The following is an 18,335-nucleotide window of genomic DNA, read 5'->3' as shown; positions in this document are numbered from 1 at the left end:
GCCCGGCCTGTGCACGGGCCGGACCTGCGGCGGGTCGTAACGCGCCCGGCGTGACGCCTGGCGCCGTCACGCCTTCGCCGCCGCGTCCAGCGCGCGCAGCACGTCGGCCACGATGTCCTCGGGGTCCTCGATGCCCACCGAGAAGCGGACGAAGCCCGCGGGCACGGCGTCGCCGCCCCAGCGGGCGCGGCGCTCGGCGGTGCTCTGGATGCTGCCGAAGCTGGTGGCCTCCGACGTCATCCGCAGCGCGGCCAGGAAGCGTTCCGCGTGCGCCTGGTCGGGCAGGGTGAAGGACACCACACTGCCGAAGCGGCGCATCTGCCGGGTCGCCACCGCGTGCGAGGGATCGGTGGGCAGCCCCGGGTGTCGCAGGTCACTGACCTCGGGGCGTTCGAGCAGCGCCGTCGCGAGTGCCACGGCGTTCGTGCCCTGCCGGTCCACCCGCAGTGCGAAGGTCGCGATCGACCGGTGCGCGAGCCAGGCCTCCATCGGACCGGGGATCGCGCCGACGGTCTTGCGCCAGTAGCGCACGCTCGCGGCCAGCTCCGGGTTCCTGGTGCTGACGTAGCCGAGCAGCAGGTCGCCGTGGCCGCTGAGCGCCTTCGTGCCGCTGGCCACCGAGAAGTCCGCGCCCAGCGAGAGCGGCCGCTGGCCCAGCGGCGTGGCGAGGGTGTTGTCGACGGCGACCAGGGCGCCCGCCGCATGGGCCGCGTCCGCGAGCCGCCGGATGTCGCACACGTCGAGCCCCGGATTCGACGGCGTCTCCAGCCACACCAGCGCGGCGCCCTCGATCGCCTCCAGTTGCGCGTCGCCCGCGGTCGGCGCGAGCCGCACCGTCACGCCGTACGACTCCAGGCGCTCGCGCAGCGCGCGCGTCGTCTGGTAGCTGTCGGACGGCAGCAGGACCGTCTGCCCGGCCTTCACCTGCGACAGCAGCACCGCCGCGACGGCCGCCATGCCGGAGGCGAAGATCGCGGTGCCGACCTCCTCGTCGCCCGGTGCCTCGAGCTCCGAGATGGCCTGCTCGAGCCGCTCCCAGGTCGGGTTGTCGTCCCGGCCGTAGACGTAGGGCCCGGCTGCCTCCCCCGGCAGGTGGTAGTGCGAGACGAAGACCGGTCCCGGCAGCGACGGTTCGTACGCCGTCGCCGGCGGGCGCCCCGCGTGCACGCTGCGCGTGCTGTCACCGGGGCCCGCGCTGGCCGCGGTGTGCTCACCGCTCCCCGGTCCCCCGGAAGATTCCGTGCCCCCCTGCGCGCCGGTCACTCGTCGTCCGGCAGGACGACGTGCAGGGCCCAGGACACGATGCTCACGATCAGACCGCCGACCACCGCGGTCCAGAAGCCGTCCACATGGAAGTCCAGGTTCAGCTTGCCGGACAGCCACGACGTCAGCAGCAGCATCAGGGCGTTCACCACCAGCGTGATCAGCCCCAGGGTGAGGATGAACAGCGGGAAGGCCAGCACCTTGACGATCGGCTTCACGAGCCAGTTCACGACGCCGAAGACCAGCGCCACCAATATGAGGCTGAGGACCTCGCGGGACGTGGAGTCGCCGCTCAGGGTGATGTCCTTGATCACCCAGGTGGCGACGCCGAGAGCCCCGGCGTTCGCGAGGGTTTTGACGATGAAATTCTTCATGGTGTGATCGTCGCAGACCTGATCGGCAGGGCAAGAGACGGAACAGAACCGTAGCCCGACCGCAGCTGAGGAGTGGCGATGAAGGTGTTCCGGCTGGACGACCTGGACGCGGAACGGGCCGCGAACCAGGGTGCTTACCTGCGCTTTCTCAAGGAACGCAGCATGTCGGCCGGGCTGTACGCGCTCAAGGCCGGGGAGAGCGACCCGCAGCAGCCGCACGCGCAGGACGAGGTGTACCTGGTGGTGAGCGGCCGCGCCGCGATCACCGTCGGTGAGGAGACGACGACCGTCGCGCGCGGCAGCGTCGTCTACGTGCCGGCCGGCACCGTCCACCGCTTCCACCACGTCACCGAGGACCTCAGGGTCATGGTGGTCTTCTCCCCGCCGGAACCCTAGGGGTCGGTTCAGGGTCGTATCCGGCACTCGCGGCCTCCGCATCGGGCACGAGTGGCCCTACAGTCGAAGTACCGGCGGAAAAGCCGCCGGACCGACCCGGTGCGGGGACGAAGGAGAATCAAGGCGTCATGGACAAGCTGCTGAAGGGCCTGCCGTGGTGGGTCAAGTGGGTCGCCGTGCCGATCATCGCGCTGGTGGTCTTCGGTTCCCTCGTCGCCGCGCTTGTGAGCTTCGTGATCGGCCTGCTGTTCAAGCTGATCGTGTTCGTGATCCTGGTCGGGGCCCTGGTCCTGGTCGTGAAGCGCGTCACGTCCGGCGGGTCCTCGAAGTCCTCGAAGCGCGATTGGTGACGGCCCCTCGCTCTCCCGCTCCCGTCACTTCCCCCGCCGCCGGTGGCCCCCGCCACCGGCGGCCACTGTACGTGCGGCGCCGCCGCGTGCGTCCGTACGCCCTTCGCCCCGTGCGGCGCCTGCCGCCGCGGGCTGCCGGTCGGCGCTGACCACCAGGGCGGCGAGCGCCGTCGTCAGCGGTACCGAGGCGACCAGGCCGATGCTGCCGACCAGGGTCCTGACGATCTCCTCGGCGACGAGTTCGCTGCCCGCGACCTGGAGCACCCCGCTGCGGGCGATCGAGAAGAGCAGCAGCAGCGGGAGCGCGGCACCGGCGTAGGCCATCACCAGCGTGTTGACGACCGAGGCGATGTGGTCGCGGCCGATCCGCATTCCGGCGCCGTAGAGCTTGCGCCGGCTCACGCCCGGGTCGGCGTCCTTGAGCTCCCACACCGCCGCGACCTGGGTGACCGTCACATCGTCCAGCACGCCGAGTGAGCCGATGATCACACCGGCGAGCAGGACGCCCTTGATCTGGATGCCGGGATAGAGGCTGTGGATCAGACCGGTCTCGTCCGAGGTGTTCCCGGTCAGATGAGCCCATGAGATGAACACCGAGCCGAGCACGCCGATCAGGAACAGCGAGCACAGCGTGCCGATCACCGCGACCGATGTACGGGCGTTGACGCCGTGGCACATGTAGAGCGCGATCAGCATGATCGCGCTGCCGCCGACCACCGCCACCAGCAGCGGATTGTCGCCGTGCAGGATCGCCGGGAGGATGAAGAGCGTCAGCACCCCGAAGGACACCGCGAGCGCGACCAGTGCCATCAGCCCGCGCAGCCGGCCGACCACGATCACCGCGAGCGCGAAGATCCCGGCCAGCAGGGCCAGCGGGAGGCCGCGCCGCACGTCGGTGACCGAGTAGCGCAGACCGGGCGGGGCGGTGGGCGCGTACGCCAGCACGACGCCCTCGCCCGCGGTGTAGCGGCGGGTCTGGTCCGGCTGCACGACCTCGGTGAAGGTGGTGCCCTTGTCGGGCCCCGACGTCACCTCCACCGTCGCCTTCTGGCAGACGTCACCGGCCGGCGCCCCGGCCGAGTCGGTGGCGGGGGCGGCGCCCGCGGCCTTGCAGGACACCGTGACCAGCTTCACGACCGTGCCCTGCCGGGTCTGCTGGTCGAAGCCCACACCGGTACGGGCGTGCTGCGGGGCGCCGCCCGGCCACAGCACGACCAGGCCGACGACCACGGCGGCGGCGAACGGCACCAGGACCGCGGTGATGACCCGGCGCAGCCGCCGGGAGACGGGCGGCACCGGACCGTGCGCATGGCCGTGCCCGTGCGGGTGTCCGTGCGCGGTGCCGTGGCCGGGTCCGCCGCCACGTCCCGACCCCTGACCGGGAACAGGAACAGGAACCTGACCGGGAAGAGGAAAGGGATCGGGACCGGGAACGGGCGCCGGGCCGCCGGCCGGTGGGCGGTGCGCGTGCTCATGGGGTGAGTCCACCGGCTGATCATCGCAAGGGCCCCTGGTGCCTGTATGCACCCGACCGCTACCGTTGGGGCCACCTTTGCAAACGCGGGAGCTCGGAGCACCGGGCTGAGAGGGCGCTGACAGCGGACGCGGCAACACGCCGACGCCACAGCTGCGCCGACCGCCGAACCTGTTACCGGGTAATGCCGGCGTAGGGAGTAGGTCTCATGACCACGCAGGACGCACGCACGCGCGAAATCGGCTGGCACAAGGGCTACCTCACCGGGTCACGGCCCGATGTGGCGGTCCCTGTCCGCCGGGTGCACCTCACCAACGGGCGCGATGTCACGCTGTACGACACATCGGGCCCCTACACCGACCCCGCGGTGGAGACCGACGTCCGGCGGGGCCTCGCCCCGGTCCGGGAGAACTGGATCATCGGCCGCGGCGACACCGAGGAGTACGCGGGCCGTCCGGTCCGCCCCGAGGACGACGGCATCAAGCACACCGCGCCCCGCGGGGGCCTGCGGAACCTGGACGCGGTCTTCCCCGGCCGGCCGCGGCTCCCCCGGCGTGCCCGCGACGGGCAGCCGGTCACCCAACTCGCCTACGCCAGGCGCGGCGAGATCACCCCGGAGATGGAATACGTCGCGCTGCGCGAGAACGTGGCGCCGCAGACCGTGCGCGACGAGATCGCCGCCGGCCGGGCCGTCCTGCCGGCGAACGTCAACCACCCGGAGATCGAGCCGATGATCATCGGCAAGCGGTTCCTGGTGAAGGTCAACGCGAACATCGGCAATTCCGCGGTCACCTCCTCCATCGAGGAGGAGGTCGACAAGATGACCTGGGCCACCCGCTGGGGCGCCGACACGGTCATGGACCTGTCCACCGGGCGCAACATCCACACCACCCGCGAGTGGGTGCTGCGCAACTCCCCCGTTCCCATCGGCACCGTCCCGCTCTACCAGGCCCTGGAGAAGGTCGACGGCCGCGCCGAGGAGCTGACCTGGGAGACGTACAAGGACACCGTCATCGAGCAGGCGGAGCAGGGCGTCGACTACATGACCGTGCACGCCGGCGTCCTGCTGCGCTACGTACCGCTCACCGCCCGCCGCAAGACCGGCATCGTCTCCCGCGGCGGCTCGATCATGGCCGCCTGGTGCCTGGCGCACCACAAGGAGAACTTCCTCTACGAGAACTTCGCCGAGCTCTGCGACATCCTCGCCGCCTACGACGTCACCTACTCCCTCGGCGACGGCCTGCGCCCCGGCTCCATCGCCGACGCCAACGACGAGGCGCAGTTCGCCGAGCTGCGCACCCTCGGCGAGCTGAACACCATCGCCAAGCGCCACCAGGTGCAGACCATGATCGAGGGCCCCGGCCATGTCCCGATGCACAAGATCAAGGAGAACATCGACCTCCAGCAGGAGATCTGCGAGGAGGCCCCGTTCTACACCCTCGGCCCGCTGACCACCGACGTCGCGCCCGCGTACGACCACATCACCTCGGGCATCGGCGCCGCGATGATCGCCTGGTGGGGCACCGCGATGCTCTGCTACGTCACCCCCAAGGAGCACCTCGGCCTGCCCGACCGCGACGACGTCAAGACCGGGGTGATCACCTACAAGATCGCCGCGCACGCCGCCGACCTGGCCAAGGGCCACCAGGGCGCCCAGGACTGGGACGACGCCCTGTCGGACGCGCGCTTCGAATTCCGCTGGGAGGACCAGTTCAACCTGGCCCTCGACCCGGACACCGCCCGCGCCTTCCACGACGAGACGCTGCCGGCCGAGCCCGCGAAGACCGCGCACTTCTGCTCGATGTGCGGCCCGAAGTTCTGCTCGATGAAGCTCAGCCAGGACATCGTCGAGAGGTTCGGCGGCGACGCGGGCACGACCGCCACCGACGAGGAGGTGGCGGCCGGGATGCTGCAGAAGTCCCAGGAGTTCGCCGCCGCGGGCAACCGGGTCTACCTGCCGCTGGCGGAGTGATCCGCACGCCGGCCGGTGGGCGGTGAGCGCACCGCAGCGCCGACGGGGGAGTCGGCGGACCCGGAGCGCGGCGGACGCCACGGGACGTCAGTTGGGTGCTGCCGGCGGGGGCCAGCCGACCGTGGAGAAGCTGCGCCACAGGCCGAGCTTGGCCACCGCGGTGGCCGAGAAGGTGGTTCCCAGGTAGGCGCTGGGGCGGCCGACCGGGTCGGTGCAGTTCGGGCCCTTGTGCAGGACGATGTCGATGCCGAGGTTGTTGCTCACCGCGTCCACCCCGAGCGGCGCGAAGTCGTGGCAGTGGCCGTGGATCGGATTGCTGATGGTCTGGGCGAACACCAGGCCGCGGGTGGCGGTGATCCGTCCCGCGGAGGTGTCCGAGCAGCCCGTGGCCGCCCATGCCAGCGGGACGATCGTGCACAGGGCGGCGAGCGTACGGCGGACGCGCATGGACCTCTCCCGTCTGACCAGGTACGGGATGAGTCAAACAACGTCCGGCGCGGGGCGCGACCGGGGTCGGCCAACCGGGGCCGGGTGTCACTCCGGCGGGCGACCGGGCCGCCGCCCACGGCCCAGGCAGCCGCGGCGCACCGCTCCTGACGGACGTGCCGTCAGCCCTGTGCGCCCTCAGGGCGCGTGGCCGGACCGCCCTGAGCCGTCCTCACTGCATGCGGTCGGGCCCGCCGAAGTCAGGGCTGCCGAAGTCCGGACTGCCGAAATCGGGGCTGCCGAAATCGGGGCTGCCGAAGTCGGGGCTGCTGAAGTCCGGGCTGCTGAAACGGGGTCCGGCCGGCCGTGGATGCGGGTCCTGCGGCGAGGAGAAGTCGGGGCGGGTGTAGCCCAGGCGCGGCATCCGCGACACCGAGGGCGCGGCGGACGGCGCGGTGGGGGCGGTGGTGTCGTTCAGCGCGTCGTCGAGGAAGGGCAGCAGCCCGCGGTCGAGCAGCGCCTCATGCCACGCCTCACGTGCCCGCAGCACCTCGGGCGGCATGCCGTCCGGCGAGTCGTGGATGGCGGTGGAGCCGTCCCGCAGCGCGGTGAGCAGCAGCCCTATCGCGCCGAAGAGGATCGCCGCGGCGGCGACCGCGGCGAAGAACCAGCCCGCCGTGCGCAGCGGTGAGGCGATGGCGGGCTGCGGGTGCACCGCGGCCATGGAGTAGCCGATGAGCAGGAAGATGAGCGCCGCGGCTCCGGCGAGCAGCGGCGTCAGGACGGCGACGACGGCGGCGAGGCCGGCACCCGAGCCCGCCCCGTCCGCGACGCCCATGGCGGCGTAGCCGAACGCCCTGCTGTCGCGGGACCGCGCCGCCTCGCGCACCGCCTCCCGCGTCTGCGCGCGGATCGCGCGGTAGACGTCGTACTCGGCGGCCGCCCGCTCGCTGATCGCCTCGGCGGAGGCCAGCGCGAGAGTGCGCAACTGCTCGGCGTTCAGCGGCAGGCCGACGCCTGCGGCGCCGTCCGGCCCACCCGGGCCTCTGGCACCGTCCTCGTCCAGAACGATGCGCAGAGCCTCGTCCAGTACGTGCTCGAAATCGGGGCGGTCTTCGTTGAGCAGGTGTGGAGCGGTGGTCATGTGCATCCCCCGATGCTCCGACTCCCCGGGCGAGGCCGGTGTTCCGTCAACGGAACGGGCTCGGCCGGCCGGATGCGCGGAGAGCGGTGTGCCTACGGATAAAGCGATGGTAGAGCGGGGAGGTCAGACCGTGACAGGGTGCAACCAGGAAATGTGGAGGCTAACCAATCAGCGGGAGTTGGGCAACCAGTAGGCGGCCTTCCATGGTGACGCCGCCGTCCATGGCCACCGCGAGACTGTCCGCGTAGATCATCGGACCGCTCACCGCGTAGCCGCGCTCCTCGCCGTCCTGCGGAATCTCACCGCCGGCCTCGCCCAGCAGGTACGGAATAGGGCTGTGGCCGTGCACCACCCGCCGGCCGCCGTAGACGCCGAGGATCTCCCGTGCGGCCTCGGGGCCGTCGTCGCCGCGGAAGGCGAAGCGCTTGGTGAGTTTGCGGAAGAGGTCCCAGCATTCGTCGGCGTCATTGCGCTGGAGCACACCGGTGATCGCGTCGTTCATTTCCTCGATGCTGCTGCCGTAGTCCAGATACGCGGTGGTGTCGGAGTGCATCAGCAGGTGGCCGTCGGTGAGGTGGGCGGCGTCGAGCCGGGAGATCCAGGTCAGATGCCGGTCCTCCAGCCGCTCCATGTCGGAGGGCTGGCCGCCGTTGAGCCGCCAGGCGGCGAGGAAGGACGCGGTCCCGCCCGCGGAGTTGACGGGCGTGTCGCCGAAGCGGTGGGCGCCGAGCAGCAGCAGTTCGTGGTTGCCCATCAGGGCGCGGCAGTAGCCGCCGGCCGCCGCGGCCTCCGCGGACAGCTGCATGACCAGCTCGATCACGCCGATGCCGTCGGGACCCCGGTCGGTGAAGTCGCCGAGGAACCACAGCCTGGCGCTGCCCGCCGACCAGTGGCCCTCGCTGTCCACGAGTCCGCGTTCGCCGAGCGCGGCCAGCAACTCGTCCAGGTAGCCGTGCACGTCGCCGACGACGTAGAGCGGCCCTGGGCGCTCCGGGCGCTCGCCCGCGGTCTCCGACGGGTCGGAGAGGACCGGCAGGTCGCGGGCGGTGGGGGTGTAGTCCGTGGGGACCAGCTGGGAATCGGGCTCTGTCGGCTCGTACGGCCGGGGCGGCGCGGGGACGGTGGGGGCGTGCGCGGGCGGCGCGGTGTCGAAGGCCGGGACGGGCGGCGGTGCCGGATATCCGCCGGCGGCGCCCTCCTGCCCGTAGCCGGCGGCAGGCCGGTGCTCGTGGCCGTACCCGCCCGCTTCCCGCGCGTGCTCGTAGTCGGTGCCCGCCGGTTCGTGCTCGTAGCCGGCGGCCGCGTCGTAGCGCGCGGCCTGCGCGGTGCCCGCTTCGTACGGCACGGGTTCCGCCGTGCCCGCGGCCTGCTCGAACGCGGGCGCGGGCGGGATGCCCAGCGCGTGCTCGTAACCTGCCGCGCGCTCAAAAGCCGCCTCGGGACGCCAGCTCTCCGCGGTCCCGGGCTCGGCCCCCTGACCTGCCCCCTGAGTCATCGACCCCTCCACGATCGCGCCGCCATCCGCCCATCATAGGAATGACGCTGTCGCGTTGTGACATACCCGGGCAGCTGGTTTTCGCAGGGTACAGACAAAACACCGCGTAGCCACCATGGGAATACGAAGGCTTGACGAACGAAGCCCCCGCGCGTCCCGGCGTGGCGGCCCCTTCGCGGTCCCGTGCCGCGGGGTCTAGCCCTCTCCCCGCGACGGGGCGCGCGGCGGGCTGACGGTGGTGCGGTGCGGTCGGCGCTGTGATGACGTGCGGATGATCAGCTCGGTCGGCATCACCTGCTGGACCGGCTGGGCGGGGCCCACGCCCTCGATGGCGTCGATGAGCAACTGCACCACGGCGGTGCCGATCCGGCGGGGTTTGAGCGACAGTGTGGTGATCGGCGGCTCGGTGGCGGCGTAGCCGGAGCTCTCGCTGCAGCAGACCAGCAGCAGGTCGTCGGGCACCCGCAGGCCGTAGCGCCTGGCGGCCGCGAGCAGGTCGGTGCCGTTGGGGTCGAAGAGCCCGTAGACCGCGTCGGGCCGGTCGGGCCGGGCCAGTAAGCGGTCCGCGGCGACGGCGCCTGCGCACGGGTCGTGCGCCGGGTAGGCCTCGTAGACCGGCTCCTGGCCGATGCGTTCGCACCATTCGAGGTACGCGGTGGTCGACAGCCGGGTGTACGTGTCGGTGCTGGTGCCGGTGAGCAGGCCGATCCTGCGGGCGCCGGCGGCGGCGAGGTGGTCGAGGATGCCGAGCACGGCCTCCTCGTGGTCGTTGTCCACCCAGGCGTGCACCGGCAGGCTGCCGGCCGGGCGGCCGTCGCTGACCACCGGCACGCCCTGCCTGACGAGTTCGGTGACCACAGGGTCCTGGTCGGAGGGGTCGACGACCACCGTGCCGTCAAGTGCGACGTTGCCCCACACGTCGTGCCGCGAGGAGGCGGGCAGGATGACCAGCGCGTAGCCGCGCGCCAGCGCGGCGGAGGTGGCGGCCCTGGCCATCTCCGCGAAGTACGCGAATTCGGTGAAGGTGAACGGTTCTTCGCCGTATGTCGTCACCGTCAGGCCGATCAGGCCGGACCTGCCGGTGCGCAGTGTGCGGGCGGCGGCGGAGGGGCGGTAGCCCAGCCGGTCGGCGACCTCACGGACATGGCGTCGGGTGGCGTCGGGCAGTCGGCCCTTGCCGTTGAGCGCGTCGGAGACAGTCGTGATCGAGACGCCGGCCGCAGCGGCGACATCTCTGATCCCCGCCCGTTCCAGCCGGCGTCCGACGGGCCGGCTCGCCTGGTGATTCCCTGCTGCTGTCATGGCGTTGCCGATAGTAGGGCGGCCTTGGTCCGCCTGGCCGCCACCCTGCTGAACACGCGGAAGGAAGGTTTCTGCATGATCGAAATCGTTATGCAATGTGGAATATGCAGGCGGCAGTGCGGGAGTTGAGGTGATACGGGCGCAAGCAGGGCGATCCGTGGGCCATTGGCCCAATGGAGGCCGTCACGGCAACTCACTCCTACGGGGGATGCGCGCCACCCCGCGCGCCACCGGAGCATGGTCCGGCGCACGCTCCCTGCGCAAGGACGCCTGCCCGCGGCGAGGGTGGTGCGGCGCCGGGTTCGCGCCACCCCGGCGCATCCCCCGCGGACTTGCTCCGCGGCGGCCTGCGGAGGCCGCGGAACGCGGTGGCGCAGCGCACTCCCCAGGTCGGCGCGGTCCTCATAGGGTGTGGCCATGAGTCCCGAGACCCCGAAACTGCGCGCGGAACTGGACGGTATCCCCACCTACAAGCCGGGTCGTCCCCCGGCCGTGGCGGAGGGCGTGCCGGCTTTCAAGCTGTCCTCGAACGAGAACCCGTACCCGCCGCTGCCCGGTGTCCTGGAGGCCGCCATCGCCGCCGCGGCGTCTTTCAATCGTTATCCGGACCTCGCCTGCTCCGCGCTCACCGGCGAGCTGGCGGCGCGTTTCGGGGTGCCCGCCGAGCACGTGGCGACCGGCACGGGTTCCGTCGGCGTGGCGCAGCAGCTGCTGCAGGCCACCTCGGGGCCGGGCGACGAGGTGATCTACGCCTGGCGGTCCTTCGAGGCCTACCCGATCATCACCCGGATCAGCGGTGCGCGGGCGGTGCAGGTGCCGCTGGACGGCGAGGAGTGCCACGACCTGGACGCGATGGCCGACGCGGTCACCGAGCGGACCCGGCTGATCTTCGTCTGCAACCCGAACAACCCCACGGGCACCGTGGTGCGCAGAGCGGCCCTTGAGCGCTTCCTCGACCGGGTGCCGGGCGATGTGCTGGTCGTGCTGGACGAGGCCTACCGGGAGTTCAACACCGACCCCGACGTGCCCGACGGCACGGACCTCTACCGGGAGCGGCCGAACGTGGCCGTGTTGCGGACCTTCTCCAAGGCGTACGGCCTGGCGGGCCTGCGGATCGGTTTCGCCATAGCGCACGAGCCGGTGGCGGCCGCGCTGCGCAAGACCGCGGTGCCCTTCGGGGTGAGCCAGCTCGCGCAGGACGCGGCGGTGGCGAGCCTGCGGGCCGAGCCGGCACTGCTCGAAAGGGTCGCGGGCCTGGTCGCCGAGCGGTCGCGGGTGGCCGGCGAGCTGACCGCGCAGGGCTGGACGGTGCCGGAGACCCAGGCCAACTTCGTCTGGCTGCGGCTGGGGGAGCGCACTGCGGCCTTCGCGGCGGCCTGCGAGCGGGCCGGGGCGACGGTGCGGCCGTTCGTCGGCGAGGGGGTACGGATCTCGGTCGGCGAGACAGCGGCGAACGATCTGCTGCTGCGGGCGGCGCAGGAGTTCCGCAAGGAGCTCTGACCGCTGCTGCGCCCCTCCCGTAGGCACTCTGACCTGCGCATTCGCCCTCTGTTCACCCCCCGGTGACAGGGGGCGAACGCATGTGCGTGATACTGCTTGTGAATGAGTTCACGTTCACAAGCGCGACGCAAAGGAGACGTATCGTGCAGCTCGCACTGGAGCCACTGAACGTCGCCAGGTGGCAGTTCGGCGTGACGACCGTCTACCACTTCCTCTTCGTCCCCCTGACGATCTCGCTCTCCGCGCTCACCGCGGGCATGCAGACCGCCTGGGTGCGTACCTCCAAGGACAAATACCTCAGGGCGACCAAGTTCTGGGGCAAGCTCTTCCTGATCAACATCGCCATGGGCGTGGTCACGGGCATCGTCCAGGAGTTCCAGTTCGGTATGAACTGGTCGGACTACTCGCGCTTCGTGGGCGACATCTTCGGCGCCCCACTCGCCTTCGAGGCGCTGATCGCCTTCTTCTTCGAGTCGACCTTCGTCGGCCTGTGGATATTCGGCTGGGACAAGCTGCCGAAGAAGATCCACCTGGCCTGCATATGGATGGTCTCGATCGGCACCATCCTGTCCGCGTACTTCATCCTGGCGGCCAACTCCTGGATGCAGCACCCGGTCGGCTACCGCTACAACCCCACCACCAAGCGGGCGGAGCTCACCGATTTCTGGGCCGTGCTGACCCAGAACACCGCGCTGGCGCAGTTCTTCCACACCATGTCCGCGTCCTTCCTGACCGGTGCCGCCTTCATGATCGGCATCGCCGCCTACCATCTGGCCCGCAAGCAGCACATCGCCGTGATGCGCTCCTCGCTGCGGCTGGCCCTGGTGGTCGCGGTGGTGGCCGGCGCGCTCACCGCGATCAGCGGCGACACCCTCGGCAAGGTGATGTTCAAGCAGCAGCCGATGAAGATGGCCGCCGCCGAGGCCCTGTGGGACGGGCAGAAGAGCGCGCCCTTCTCGATCTTCGCGGTCGGCGACGTCAACAAGGGCCACAACGAGGTCGCGATCGACGTCCCCAACCTGCTGTCCTTCCTCGCCACCGACAACTTCACCGCCTACGTCGGCGGCATCAACGATGTGAACAAGGCCGAGCAGCAGAAGTTCGGCCCCGGTGACTACCGGCCGAACATCCCGGTCGCCTACTGGGGCTTCCGCTGGATGATCGGCTTCGGCGTGGTCTCGATCGGCGTGGGCGCGGCCGGCCTGTGGCTCACCCGGCGCCGGCTGTGGGTGGCGCCGGAGCACAGGACCGGCGAGGACGAGGTGCCGAACCTGATGCTCACCAGAGGGACCAGGTTCGGCCCCGGACTGTCCCGCTGGTATTGGCGGCTGGCGCTGCTGACCATGCTCTTCCCGCTGGCCGCGAACTCCTGGGGCTGGATCTTCACCGAGACCGGCCGGCAGCCCTGGGTCGTCTACGGGGTGCTCCGCACCCGCGACGCGGTCTCCCCCGGGGTGTCCACCGGCACGGTGCTGACCTCGCTGATCGTCTTCACCAGCCTCTACGCCGTCCTCGCCGTCATCGAGATCCGGCTGATGGTCAAGTACGCCAAGGCGGGCCCGCCGGAACTCACCGACGCCGACCGCCACCCGCCCACCCGTATCGGCGGTGACAGCGGCGGCGCGGACGCCGACGACCGCCCGATGGCCTTCTCGTACTGAGCGGCAGGAGGAGAGATCATGCATCTGCACGACGTCTGGTTCGTCCTGATCGCCGTTCTGTGGACCGGGTACTTCTTCCTGGAGGGCTTCGACTTCGGGATCGGCGTCCTGACCAAGCTGCTGGCACGCGACCGTGGCGAGCGGCGTGTCCTGATCAACACCATCGGCCCGGTCTGGGACGGCAACGAGGTCTGGCTGCTCACCGCGGGCGGCGCCACCTTCGCGGCCTTCCCCGACTGGTACGCCACCCTCTTCTCCGGCTTCTACCTGCCGCTGCTGGTGATCCTGGTCTGCCTGATCGTGCGCGGCGTCGCCTTCGAATACCGCGCCAAGCGGGAGGACGAGCGCTGGCAGCGCAACTGGGAGCACGCGATCTTCTGGACCTCGCTGCTGCCGGCCTTCCTGTGGGGCGTGGCCTTCGCCGACATGGTGCACGGCGTGAAGATCGACGCCGACAAGGAGTACGTGGGCGGCCTCTGGGACCTGCTGCAGGGATACGCCCTGCTCGGCGGCCTGGTGACACTGGCACTCTTCACCTTCCACGGTGCCGTCTTCGCCTCGCTCAAGACGGTCGGCCCTATCCGGGAGCGGGCACGGCGGTTCGCCACCAGGGCCGGAGCGGTCGCGGCGGTGCTGGCGCTGGCCTTCCTGATCTGGACCCAGGTGGACAGCGGCAACGGTCGCAGCCTGGTCGCGCTGGTCGTGGTGGCCGTCGCCCTGGCCCTCGCGCTGGTCGCCAACGCTGCAGGGCGGGAAGGCTGGTCCTTCGCCTTCTCCGGGGTGACGATCGCGGCGACCGTCGCGCTGTTCTTCCTGAGCCTCTTCCCCGACGTCATGCCGTCCTCGCTCGACAGTGCCTGGAGCCTGACGGTGGACAACGCCTCGGCGACTCCCTACACGCTGCGGATCATGACCTGGTGCGCGGCGATCGCCACCCCGCTGGTGCTGCTCTACCAGGGGTGGACCTACTGGGTGTTCCGCAAGCGGATCGGCACACAGCACATCGCCGCAGGTCAGCCGGCAGGGCAGGCCGCCGGCTACCTGCCGGGTCAGCCGTCGGGAGAGCCGTCAGGCCAGCCCTCGGGGCGGCAGCCGGGTCGGCCGCTGGAGAGCGAGCGCTGATGTTCCACGTGAAACACGTTCGCCGTGAAAGGGGATGTTCCACGTGAAACCCGTCGATCCGCGACTGCTGCGGTATGCGCGCACCACCCGGGTCTTCCTGGCAGGCACGGTGGCGCTCGGTCTGGTGGGCGCCGCGCTGATCGTCGCGCAGGCGACCCTGATCGCCGACCTGGTCGTCGGCGGCTTCCAACACGGTGACGGCACCGACGCCCTGGGCGCCGATCTGCTGTGGCTGGCAGCCGTCTCGGTCGGCCGGGCGCTGGTGGCCTGGCTGACCGAGCTGTGCGCACACCGGGCCGGGGCGGCGGTGACCTCACAGCTGCGCAACCGGCTGCTGATACGCGCGACCGCGCTCGGCCCCGGCTGGCTGACCGGCCGCCGCAGCGGTGAACTCACCACGCTGGCCACCCGCGGCATCGACGCGCTGGACGACTATTTCGCCCGTTACCTGCCCCAGCTGGGGCTCGCCGCGGTCGTCCCGGCGGTCGTGCTCGTCCGCATCCTGTTCGCCGACTGGATCTCGGCACTCACCATCGTGCTCACCCTGCCGCTGATCCCGCTGTTCATGGTGCTGGTCGGCTGGGCGACCCGGGACCGGATGGACCGGCAGTGGCAGCTGCTGGGCCGGCTGTCAGGACACTTCCTCGATGTGGTCGCAGGACTGCCCACGCTCAAGGTCTTCGGCCGGGCGAAGGCCCAGGCCGACAACATCCGGGCCATCACCGGCGACTACCGCAAAGCCACCCTCAGGACACTGCGGATCGCCTTCCTGTCGTCCTTCGTGCTGGAACTGCTGGCCACCATCTCCGTCGCTCTGGTCGCCGTCGACATCGGCATGCGGCTGGTGCACGGCGAACTGTCGCTGCGCACCGGGCTGCTGGTGCTGGTCCTCGCCCCGGAGGCGTATCTGCCGCTGCGGCAGGTCGGGGCGCAGTACCACGCGGCGGCGGAAGGGCTGGCCGCCGCCGAGCAGGTCTTCGAGGTGCTGGAGACCGAGCCCGCCACCGCGCCCGGCAGTTCCCCCGCGCCCGACCTGCGGACCGCGACCGTCCGGGTGGAGGAGCTCGAGGTACGCAGCGAGGGCGCGTTGGCGCCGACCTCCTTCACCCTGGCGCCCGGCGAGACGCTGGCCGTGACCGGGCCGAGCGGGATCGGCAAGACCACCCTGCTCAGTGCCCTACTCGGCTTCGCCCCTGCGGCGCAGGGCCGGATCCTCGTCGACGGCATCGACCTCGCCACCATCGACCCGGTGTCGTGGCACCGCCAGATCGCCTGGGTGCCGCAGCACCCGCACCTCTTCGCCGGCACGATCGCGGACAACGTCCGGCTGGCCCGGCCCGACGCGGCCGCCGCCGACCTGCACGCGGCCCTCGCCGCCGCCGGTGCGCTGGGCTTCGCCGCTCCGGACGACGTCATCGGGGAGGACGGCGCCGGGCTGTCCGCGGGCCAGCGGCAGCGGATCGCGCTGGCCCGCGCTTTCCTCGCCGACCGCCCCCTGCTGCTGCTGGACGAGCCGACCGCCAATCTCGACGGTGACACCGAGGGGGCGCTCATCGCGACCCTGCGGGAGCTGGGCAAGGGCCGGACGACGGTGCTGGTCGCGCACCGGCCCGCACTGCTGCCGCTGGCCGACCGGGTGCTCGCGCTGGCACCCGCGGGGGACGCGGCGCCGGAGGTGTCGCCCGCGCAGGCCCGGACTGCGGGGACCGCAGCGGACTCGCCGCTGGGGAAGGCCGCTCCGGCCGGCCGGACCCCCGCGCTGATCGCGGTCACCGGCCGGGCGGCCGCATCCGCCGACCTGGCCGTTCCCACGGACCTGGCTGTTTCCGGCGCCGGCGCGCCCGCTTCCGACGCCGGCACCGCTTCCGCCGGTCTGGCCGCTTCCGTGGACGGCACCGCTTCCGGGGACACCGGCGCTTCCGCCGCCGAAGCCGACCGTACGAAGGAGCGGGGGCCGGCCAGGCCGGGTGCCGCCGGGGTGCGGGGGCTGCTCGCGATGGGGCGGGTCGGCGGCTTCCGCGGGCGTTTCGCCGCGGCCTGCGGCCTCGGCGCACTGGCGCTGCTGTCCGCGGTCGGACTGATGGCGACCTCGGGCTGGCTGATCAGCCGGGCCTCGCAGCAGCCTCCCGTCCTCTATCTGATGGTGGCGGTCACCGCGACCCGGGCCTTCGGTATCGGGCGGGCGGTCTTCCGCTACTGCGAGCGCCTGCTGGCGCACGACGCGGTCTTCCGGGCGCTGGCAGGCGTGCGGGTCGCGGTCTACCGGCGGCTGGAGCGCCTGGCGCCCGCGGGGCTGCGCGACCGGCAGCGCGGTGACCTGCTGTCCCGGCTGGTCGCCGATGTGGACGCGGTCCAGGACCACTATCTGCGGTGGCTCCAGCCCGCGCTCACCGCGGCTCTCGTGGTGCTCGCCTCGACGGTGTTCGCCGGAATGCTGCTGCCCGCGGCGGGGATCGCCCTCGGGACCGGCCTGCTGGTCGCCGGGGTCGCGGTGCCGCTGCTGGCAGCCGCCGTCGCACGCCGTACCGAGGCGCGCCTCGCCCCCGCCCGCGGTGTGCTGTCCGCCAGGGTGCTTGCCCTCTTCACCGGCACCGCGGAATTGACGGTGGCCGGGGCGCTCGACCGCCGGCGTGCCGAGGCCGCCGACGCCGATCGCACTCTCACCGCGGTCGCCGCCAGGTCCGCCGCGGTCACCGCGCTCGGCACCGGGCTGACCACGCTGATCGGCGGGCTGACGGTGGTGGCGTGCGGCTACGCGGGGGTGCGGGCGGTGGCCGCGCACGAGCTTCCCGGGGTGGCGCTCGCGGTGCTGCTGCTGACCCCGCTGGCCGCGTTCGAGGCCGTGAACGGGCTGCCGCTCGCCGCACAGCAGCGGCAGCGCAGCAGGCGGGCCGCGGAGAGGGTGAACGACGTGCTCGACGCGCCCGTGCCGGTGAGCGAGCCCGCGGATCCGGCGCCGCTGCCCGGCTCGCCCTTCCCCCTGGTGGTGAGCGGCCTGACCGCCCGCCACCCGGGTCGGACATCCCCCGCCCTGGACGGCGTTGGCCTCACCCTCACGCAGGGTCGCCGGGTCGCGGTCGTGGGCCCTTCGGGCGCCGGCAAGACGACGCTGGCGCACGTCCTGCTGCGGTTCCTGGATGCCGAGGCCGGCACGTACACCCTGGGGGGCCGGTCCGCGGACGCGTGCGAAGGCGACGACGTACGCCGGCTGGTCGGCCTGTGCGCGCAGGACGCGCACGTCTTCGACAGCAGCGTCCGGGAGAACCTGCGGCTGGCCCGTCCCGGTGCCTCGGACGACGAGCTGCGGGCGGTCCTGGCCGAGGCCCGTCTCGACCTCGACCTCGACACGGCCGTCGGTGAGCACGGCGCCCGGCTCTCCGGCGGGATGCGGCAGCGGCTCGCGCTGGCCCGCGCCCTGCTGGCCGGCTTCCCCATGCTGATCCTCGACGAGCCGGCCGAGCACCTGGACATCGCCACCGCGGACGCGCTGACCGCCGACCTGCTCGCCGCCACCCGCGGCCGCGACCGTACGACGCTGCTGATCACGCACCGGCTGGCCGGGCTCGCGGGCGACGCCGTCGACGAGATCGTGGTGCTCGACGCGGGCCGGGTGGTCCAGCGCGGTTCCTACCGCGAACTGGCCGCCACCGATGGCCCCTTCCGCCGCACCCTGGAGCGCGAGCGGCTCGCGGACGCGCTCGCCCGGCCCGGCACCGCGGCGGTGCCCGCCGCTGCCTGAGCCGGGCCTGAGCCGGGCCTGAGCCGGGCCTGAGCAGGCGCCGCGCCCCCCGGCCCCCTCGGCCGCGACACCCGCGGGCACCCGTTGCGGCATCCGGTTGCGGCCCCATGGGGCCGG

Annotated in this window: 14 protein-coding genes and 1 riboswitch; of the genes, 7 read left to right on the top strand and 7 right to left on the bottom strand. The window is 71.9% G+C overall.

Annotated features, from left to right (window positions below; all coding sequences use genetic code 11):
• Positions 1-66: 66 nt before the first annotated feature.
• Positions 67-1,263 (bottom strand): cystathionine gamma-lyase, encoded by a 1,197-nt coding sequence (locus ACGFMP_RS02625; RefSeq protein WP_393669791.1) that lies wholly within the window; start codon positions 1,261-1,263, stop codon positions 67-69.
• Positions 1,260-1,637 carry a phage holin family protein gene (locus tag ACGFMP_RS02620; RefSeq protein ID WP_393669790.1) on the bottom strand — a complete coding sequence of 126 codons (378 nt, stop codon included), beginning with the start codon at positions 1,635-1,637 and terminating at the stop codon, positions 1,260-1,262. Before ACGFMP_RS02620 ends, ACGFMP_RS02625 begins: the two co-directional genes overlap by 4 nt.
• Before the next feature lie 78 nt (positions 1,638-1,715).
• On the opposite strand from ACGFMP_RS02620, the gene ACGFMP_RS02615 reads away from it, so the two are divergent.
• Positions 1,716-2,033: a cupin domain-containing protein gene (locus ACGFMP_RS02615; RefSeq protein ID WP_393669789.1), complete on the top strand. Its 318-nt coding sequence runs from the start codon at positions 1,716-1,718 to the stop codon at positions 2,031-2,033.
• 128 nt (positions 2,034-2,161) lie between these two features.
• Complete coding sequence (locus tag ACGFMP_RS02610) at positions 2,162-2,383, top strand: DUF5326 family protein (protein WP_393669788.1); 222 nt, start codon at positions 2,162-2,164, stop codon at positions 2,381-2,383.
• A gap of 24 nt (positions 2,384-2,407) precedes the next feature.
• Here ACGFMP_RS02610 and ACGFMP_RS02605 read toward each other — a convergent pair whose 3' ends face one another.
• Positions 2,408-3,679 carry a YibE/F family protein gene (locus ACGFMP_RS02605; protein WP_393669787.1) on the bottom strand — a complete coding sequence of 424 codons (1,272 nt, stop codon included), beginning with the start codon at positions 3,677-3,679 and terminating at the stop codon, positions 2,408-2,410.
• A gap of 254 nt (positions 3,680-3,933) precedes the next feature.
• A riboswitch (TPP riboswitch) is annotated at positions 3,934-4,073 on the top strand.
• On the opposite strand from ACGFMP_RS02605, the gene thiC reads away from it, so the two are divergent.
• Positions 4,066-5,829 carry a phosphomethylpyrimidine synthase ThiC gene (gene thiC, locus ACGFMP_RS02600; protein ID WP_393669785.1) on the top strand — a complete coding sequence of 588 codons (1,764 nt, stop codon included), beginning with the start codon at positions 4,066-4,068 and terminating at the stop codon, positions 5,827-5,829. (Overlaps the previous riboswitch by 8 nt.)
• Before the next feature lie 87 nt (positions 5,830-5,916).
• Here the strand turns inward: thiC and ACGFMP_RS02595 are convergent, their stop codons facing one another.
• The 4 genes from ACGFMP_RS02595 to ACGFMP_RS02580 form a co-directional block, all read right to left on the bottom strand.
• The gene (locus tag ACGFMP_RS02595) at positions 5,917-6,276 is read right to left on the bottom strand and encodes a hypothetical protein (protein ID WP_393669784.1); all 360 of its coding nucleotides are present in this window, start codon (positions 6,274-6,276) and stop codon (positions 5,917-5,919) included.
• Between the two features lie 211 nt (positions 6,277-6,487).
• Positions 6,488-7,405, bottom strand: coding sequence for a hypothetical protein (locus ACGFMP_RS02590; RefSeq protein ID WP_393669783.1), 918 nt, complete (start codon positions 7,403-7,405; stop codon positions 6,488-6,490).
• Positions 7,406-7,559: 154 nt separating this feature from the next.
• Positions 7,560-8,894 (bottom strand): metallophosphoesterase, encoded by a 1,335-nt coding sequence (locus ACGFMP_RS02585; protein ID WP_393669781.1) that lies wholly within the window; start codon positions 8,892-8,894, stop codon positions 7,560-7,562.
• Between the two features lie 195 nt (positions 8,895-9,089).
• The gene (locus ACGFMP_RS02580) at positions 9,090-10,196 is read right to left on the bottom strand and encodes a LacI family DNA-binding transcriptional regulator (RefSeq protein WP_393669780.1); all 1,107 of its coding nucleotides are present in this window, start codon (positions 10,194-10,196) and stop codon (positions 9,090-9,092) included.
• A gap of 417 nt (positions 10,197-10,613) precedes the next feature.
• Between ACGFMP_RS02580 and hisC the strand changes: the two genes are divergently transcribed.
• From hisC to cydD, 4 genes are all read left to right on the top strand, one after another.
• A complete protein-coding gene (gene hisC, locus ACGFMP_RS02575; RefSeq protein WP_393669779.1) occupies positions 10,614-11,696 on the top strand; it encodes a histidinol-phosphate transaminase in 1,083 nt (360 codons plus the stop codon).
• Positions 11,697-11,839: 143 nt separating this feature from the next.
• Positions 11,840-13,357 (top strand): cytochrome ubiquinol oxidase subunit I, encoded by a 1,518-nt coding sequence (locus tag ACGFMP_RS02570; RefSeq protein ID WP_393669777.1) that lies wholly within the window; start codon positions 11,840-11,842, stop codon positions 13,355-13,357.
• An 18-nt stretch (positions 13,358-13,375) separates the two neighbouring features.
• Positions 13,376-14,479 carry a cytochrome d ubiquinol oxidase subunit II gene (cydB, locus tag ACGFMP_RS02565; RefSeq protein ID WP_393669776.1) on the top strand — a complete coding sequence of 368 codons (1,104 nt, stop codon included), beginning with the start codon at positions 13,376-13,378 and terminating at the stop codon, positions 14,477-14,479.
• Between the two features lie 43 nt (positions 14,480-14,522).
• A complete protein-coding gene (gene cydD / locus ACGFMP_RS02560) occupies positions 14,523-18,218 on the top strand; it encodes a thiol reductant ABC exporter subunit CydD (RefSeq protein ID WP_393669775.1) in 3,696 nt (1,231 codons plus the stop codon).
• Positions 18,219-18,335 lie beyond the last annotated feature (117 nt).

This window comes from Streptomyces sp. NPDC049040 (assembly GCF_043197715.1).
GTDB lineage: Bacteria > Actinomycetota > Actinomycetes > Streptomycetales > Streptomycetaceae > Actinacidiphila.
This window is presented reverse-complemented; position numbering and strand designations above follow the sequence as displayed.

What these genes read in the sequence shown, in the direction of transcription:
- ACGFMP_RS02620 (WP_393669790.1), bottom strand. Translation starts at nt 1,637, where the DNA reads ATGAAGAATTTCATCGTCAAAACCCTCGCGAACGCCGGGGCTCTCGGC.
- ACGFMP_RS02615 (WP_393669789.1), top strand. Translation starts at nt 1,716, where the DNA reads ATGAAGGTGTTCCGGCTGGACGACCTGGACGCGGAACGGGCCGCGAAC.
- ACGFMP_RS02610 (WP_393669788.1), top strand. Translation starts at nt 2,162, where the DNA reads ATGGACAAGCTGCTGAAGGGCCTGCCGTGGTGGGTCAAGTGGGTCGCC.
- thiC (WP_393669785.1), top strand. Translation starts at nt 4,066, where the DNA reads ATGACCACGCAGGACGCACGCACGCGCGAAATCGGCTGGCACAAGGGC.
- ACGFMP_RS02595 (WP_393669784.1), bottom strand. Translation starts at nt 6,276, where the DNA reads ATGCGCGTCCGCCGTACGCTCGCCGCCCTGTGCACGATCGTCCCGCTG.
- ACGFMP_RS02590 (WP_393669783.1), bottom strand. Translation starts at nt 7,405, where the DNA reads ATGCACATGACCACCGCTCCACACCTGCTCAACGAAGACCGCCCCGAT.
- ACGFMP_RS02585 (WP_393669781.1), bottom strand. Translation starts at nt 8,894, where the DNA reads ATGACTCAGGGGGCAGGTCAGGGGGCCGAGCCCGGGACCGCGGAGAGC.
- ACGFMP_RS02580 (WP_393669780.1), bottom strand. Translation starts at nt 10,196, where the DNA reads ATGACAGCAGCAGGGAATCACCAGGCGAGCCGGCCCGTCGGACGCCGG.
- hisC (WP_393669779.1), top strand. Translation starts at nt 10,614, where the DNA reads ATGAGTCCCGAGACCCCGAAACTGCGCGCGGAACTGGACGGTATCCCC.
- cydB (WP_393669776.1), top strand. Translation starts at nt 13,376, where the DNA reads ATGCATCTGCACGACGTCTGGTTCGTCCTGATCGCCGTTCTGTGGACC.